Origin of the sequence: Rhodococcus sp. (in: high G+C Gram-positive bacteria) (assembly GCF_049299235.1) — a bacterium.
Lineage (GTDB): Bacteria > Actinomycetota > Actinomycetes > Mycobacteriales > Mycobacteriaceae > Rhodococcus.
Window position 1 is genome coordinate 1 of the sequence record NZ_JBAQXC010000355.1, and the last position, 5,304, is coordinate 5,304.

Sequence of the window (5,304 nt, forward strand, 5' to 3'; positions counted from 1 at the left end):
GGCGTTTCGGTTTTGATCGATCCGTCTTTGTCGGGCAGAGTGGGCGGGTGGCCGTATTCGAGGTGCTCTGGTTCGTCCTCTTCATTTTCTGGCTCCTGTTGATCGGACGAATCATCGTCGAGTTCATCCGGACCTTCGCGCGAGACTGGAAACCGACGGGATTCGTCGTGGTGGTACTCGAAGCGATCTTCACGGTCACCGATCCTCCTGTGAAGCTGCTCCGGCGGCTCATTCCCCCGCTGTCGTTGGGGGGTGTGCGGCTCGATCTGTCCATCATGGTCTTGCTGTTCATCGTCTATTTCCTCATGGCTTTCATCCCACGCGGAGGCATGGCCTGATTGCCGACGTCCGCGTTGCACAGGCTGCGCCGGCGCTGCTCTGTGCCAGAATGGAATGCCAGATACAGTGAGGTCGATACGCGTGACGCAATGCAGTTATCGACAGCACTGCGGATATCGACACGACTGCGGATATCGACTCGACCGTCGATTTCGGCTCGAAATGTGGATATCGCTGAACGCTGCTTGACCGTTTACACGACGCGTGAAGGGACCCTTCCATGCCGCTGACACCAGCTGATGTGCACAATGTCGCGTTCAGCAAGCCTCCGATCGGGAAGCGTGGCTACAACGAGGACGAGGTCGATGCATTCCTCGATCTCGTCGAGCAGGAGCTGACGACCCTTATCGAGGAGAACGCCGATCTGCGCCAGCGGGTGGCGGAGCTCGACCAGGAGCTCGCCGACGCGAAGAAGACAGCGCGCTCTGGCGGGCAGATACCGGCTGCGGCTCCGAAACCGGAACCCGTGCGGGTGGTGGACACTCCGAAGCCGGAACCGGCTCCGGCTCCGGTTCCGGCGCCTGCGCCTGCGCCCACCCCGGCTCCCGCTGCCGCAGCCGCCCCGGCAGGAGGCGACTCCAGCATGCAGGCAGCGAAGGTGATCGGTCTCGCACAGGAGATGGCGGACCGGCTCACCGGCGATGCCAAATCCGAGGCCGAGGAACTCGTCCGCAATGCCCGCACGAATTCCGAGCAGCTGGTGTCGGACGCCCGCACCCGCAGCGAGGCGATGATCGCCGACGCGCGTCAGAAGTCCGATGCGATGTTGTCCGATGCCCGGACCCGCTCCGAAACTCAGTTGCGTCAGGCCAAGGAGAAGGCCGACGCACTGCAGGCGGACGCGGAGAAGAAGCACACCGAGATCATGGCGACCATCAACCAGCAGCGGTCGGTGCTCGAGGGCCGCATCGAGCGGCTCAAGACATTCGAGCGCGAGTACCGTGTGCGCCTGAAGTCGTACCTGGAGTCGCAGCTCGAAGAACTCGAGCAGCGGGGCTCTGCAGTTCCGGTCGACGGCGACGAAGACACGTTCAACGGGTCGAACTCGGCGTCGTTCGGATCGACATCGTTCGCCAAGGGCAACAACTGATCGAGAGTCGGTCCCGATGCCGAATCTCGGATGAGGATTCGACATGCTCGTCGTGACCCTCGTACTCGCAGCCGTCGGATTCGGCCTGCTGGTCATTGCGTTGATGACCGGCTCGGTGGCGTGGGCCTGGGCCTGCATCGTGGTGTGTGTGGTCGGCGCCGTCCTGCTGCTGGTCAGCGCGCTGACCGGTGCCAGGGCCGAGTCCACCACCCCCACCCAGCGGCGGTCGGAACGTCCCGACCGCAACCGTGATCGAACCGATTGACCGACCGTCCTACAATGGACGAAACCCCGGATTTGTCCGGGAGACGATGATCCGGCCATCACCGGGGAGTCTTCGGAAGAACAGTTGTGCCCGCCGCCGCGGGACGACTCAGTAGAACCGAACGGGTGGGCCCGTCACAGCCTGCACGAGTGGCCCGTCCGGTCCGACCGGGCGGTGCAAGCGGGGTGGTACCGCGGTCGCGGCGCGCAGTGCGCGGTGATCGTCCCCGTGCCGAGCACGTCCAGGCACGGAGGAGCCCCACAGTGACCGAGAAATCAGCGACATCGGCGGTGACCGAGAAATCAGCGGTGACCGGCGGATATCCGCGCGTCGACTTCGGTGTCACCGCGGACTCGGGTGTCGATTTCCCCGAGCTCGAACAGCGGGTCCTGGCCCGCTGGGCGGAGGACGACACCTTCCGGGCGTCGCTGGCGCAGCGCGACGGGGCCGAGGAGTTCGTGTTCTACGACGGCCCGCCGTTCGCGAACGGGTTGCCGCACTACGGGCATCTGCTCACCGGGTACGTCAAGGACGTCGTGCCGCGGTATCAGACGATGCGCGGCAAGAAGGTCGATCGTCGTTTCGGCTGGGATTGTCACGGCCTGCCCGCCGAACTCGAAGCCGAGAAGCAACTCGGGATCAAGGACAAGTCCGAGATCGACACGATGGGCCTGGCCGAGTTCAATGCGTACTGCAAGCAATCGGTGCTGCGGTACACCGGGGAGTGGCGCGACTACGTCACCCGGCAGGCCCGGTGGGTGGATTTCGACAACGACTACAAGACCCTCGACCTGGACTTCATGGAGTCCGTCATGTGGGCGTTCAAGTCGCTGTACGACAAGGGCCTGATCTATCAGGGCTTCCGGGTGTTGCCGTACTCGTGGTACGAGCAGACTCCGCTGTCGAATCAGGAGACCCGGCTCGACGACGCCTACAAGATGCGTCAGGACCCGGCCGTCACCGTCGACATGGTGCTGCGCGCGCCCGGCACCGAACTCGACGGAGCCAATGCGCTGATCTGGACGACCACGCCGTGGACGCTGCCGTCGAACCTGGCGATCGCCGTGCACCCGGCGATCACCTATGTGGCGGTGCGGGGTGGTGGTGACGGCGAGCAGAAGACGTACCTGCTCGCCAAGGACCGCCTGAGTCACTACTCCCGTGAGTTGGGCGACGAACCCGAGGTGCTCGCCGAGTACGCAGGCGCCGACCTTGTCGGCCTCGCCTACGAGCCGCCGTTCGACTTCTTCGCCGGCCGCGACAACGCGCACCAGGTGATCGCCGCCGACTACGTCACCACCGATTCCGGTACCGGCATCGTTCACCTCGCTCCGGCCTTCGGTGAGGAGGACATGGAGTACTGCCAGCGCAACGGCATCGAACTGGTGCAGCCCTTGGATCCGGGCGGAAAGTTCACCGCGATGGTTCCGCCCTACGAGGGACTGCAGGTGTTCGATGCGAACCCAGTGATCATCAAGGACCTCAAGGCCGCAGGCAAGCTGTTGCGGCACGAGACCATCGAACACTCGTATCCCCATTCGTGGCGTTCGGGCCAGCCGCTGATCTACATGGCGGTGCCGTCGTGGTTCGTGGCCGTCACCAGTTTCCGCGACCGGATGGTGGAGCTGAACCAGGAGATCACGTGGGTGCCCGAGCACATCCGTGACGGCCAGTTCGGCAAGTGGCTCGAAGGCGCGCGCGACTGGAACATCAGCCGTAACCGCTACTGGGGCAGCCCGATTCCGGTATGGGTATCGGACGATCCCGCCTACCCGCGGCTCGACGTGTACGGCTCGCTCGACGACCTCGAGGCGGATTTCGGAGTACGTCCGGACGATCTGCACCGGCCGATGATCGACCAGCTCACCCGGCCCAACCCGGACGACCCGACGGGCCGTTCGACGATGCGGCGTGTGCCCGAGGTGCTCGACTGCTGGTTCGAGTCGGGCTCGATGCCGTTCGCGCAGGTGCACTACCCGTTCGAGAACCAGGAGTGGTTCATCGGGGCGAGCGGAGCGACGGGGGATGACACTGCACACTTCCCGGGCGACTTCATCGTCGAGTACAACGGGCAGACCCGCGGCTGGTTCTACACGCTGCACGTGCTCGCGACCGCACTGTTCGACCGTCCGGCGTTCAAGTGTGTTGCCGCGCACGGCATCGTCCTCGGTGACGACGGCTTGAAGATGAGCAAGTCCAAGGGCAACTACCCGGATGTCAACGAGGTGTTCGCGCGTGACGGATCCGACGCGATGCGCTGGTTCCTCATGTCCTCCCCGATCCTGCGCGGCGGCAACCTGGTCGTCACCGAGCAGGGCATCCGCGAAGGTGTCCGCCAGGCACTGCTGCCGTTGTGGAACGCGTGGAGCTTCCTGCAGTTGTACGCATCGAAGCCCGGTACGTGGCGCACCGATTCGCCGCACGTGCTCGACCGCTACATTCTCGCCAAACTCGCCGAGACCCGCGACGTCGTGACCGACGCCCTCGACGTCGTCGACATTGCCGGTGCGTGCGACGAACTGCGCACCTTCTGCGACGCCCTGACCAACTGGTACGTGCGTCGTTCCCGGAACCGCTTCTGGGATGAGGACACCGACGCGATCGACACGTTGCACACGGTTCTCGAGGTTGTGGCGCGATTGGCGGCACCGTTGCTGCCGATGGCGTCGGAGGTGATCTGGCGCGGCCTGACCGGTGGCCGTTCCGTCCACTTGGCGGACTGGCCCGCGGCCGGTGACATCCCCGCCGACACCGAATTGGTGGCGGCGATGGACGAGGTGCGGGCCGTGTGCTCGACCGTGCTGTCGCTGCGCAAGGCACAACAGTTGCGCGTGCGGCTGCCGCTGCCGAAGGTGACGGTCGCGACTCCCGGGTCGGCGAGCCTCGCGCCGTTCGTGGAGTTGATCGGCGACGAAGTGAACGTCAAGCAGGTCGACCTCACCGACGACGTCGAGACTCATGGCCGGTTCGAGGTCGTCGTCAACGCCCGCGCCGCGGGCCCGCGCCTCGGCAAGGACGTGCAGAAGGTCATCAAGGCCGTCAAGTCCGGCGACTGGACCGAGGATGCCGACGGCACCGTGACCGCCGCCGGGATCGCGCTGCTTCCCGAGGAATACACGAGCAGGCTCGTGGCCGCCGAGCCCGAGTCGACGTCGGCGTTGCCGGGCGGCAGCGGGCTGGTCGTGCTCGATTCGACGGTCACCGAGGAACTCGAGGCGGAGGGCTGGGCGAAGGACCGCGTCCGCGAACTGCAGGACGCGCGTCGCAACCTCGGCCTCGAGGTGTCCGACCGGATCTCGGTGCAGTTCGAGGTGCCGACCGAGCGGGCCGAGTGGGCGGCCCGTCACCGTGATCTGATCGCCGGGGAGGTCCTTGCGACGACCTTCGAGCTGGCAGCAGTGGGTTCCGGTGTCGTGGGTTCCGATGCCGTGGATCTCGGAGAGGGAGCCCGCGCGACTATCACCAAGGCTTGACCAAGGCACCAAGGCATGACCCGGGCAGGTCGGTGTCGGGCACTACCCTGAACCGGTGCCCGTCACCGTGAACCGGCGCTGGGTGCTGCACCTGGACCTCGACGCGTTCTTCGCGTCCGCCGAACAGTTGACCCGGC

4 protein-coding genes are annotated in these 5,304 nt (G+C 65.4%); all 4 read left to right on the forward strand.

Features of this window, described 5'->3' with window-relative positions:
- The first annotated feature begins 47 nt into the window (after positions 1 to 47).
- The 4 genes from WAX14_RS22095 (at position 48) to ileS (ending at position 5,167) form a co-directional block, all read left to right on the forward strand.
- Positions 48 to 338 (forward strand): YggT family protein, encoded by a 291-nt coding sequence (locus WAX14_RS22095; protein WP_422630188.1) that lies wholly within the window; start codon positions 48 to 50, stop codon positions 336 to 338.
- Between the two features lie 221 nt (positions 339 to 559).
- Positions 560 to 1,429, forward strand: a complete 870-nt coding sequence (locus WAX14_RS22100; RefSeq protein ID WP_422630186.1) for a DivIVA domain-containing protein — start codon at positions 560 to 562, stop codon at positions 1,427 to 1,429.
- A gap of 43 nt (positions 1,430 to 1,472) precedes the next feature.
- Positions 1,473 to 1,694 (forward strand): hypothetical protein, encoded by a 222-nt coding sequence (locus WAX14_RS22105; protein ID WP_422630187.1) that lies wholly within the window; start codon positions 1,473 to 1,475, stop codon positions 1,692 to 1,694.
- A 290-nt stretch (positions 1,695 to 1,984) separates the two neighbouring features.
- Entirely contained in the window at positions 1,985 to 5,167 is a 3,183-nt protein-coding gene (gene ileS, locus WAX14_RS22110; RefSeq protein ID WP_422630189.1) for an isoleucine--tRNA ligase, read from the forward strand.
- Positions 5,168 to 5,304: the final 137 nt, after the last annotated feature.

Bases quoted from the DNA above. Each gene is read 5' to 3' on its own strand.
- WAX14_RS22105 (WP_422630187.1), top strand. From the start codon at position 1,473: ATGCTCGTCGTGACCCTCGTACTCGCAGCCGTCGGATTCGGCCTGCTG.
- WAX14_RS22100 (WP_422630186.1), top strand. From the start codon at position 560: ATGCCGCTGACACCAGCTGATGTGCACAATGTCGCGTTCAGCAAGCCT.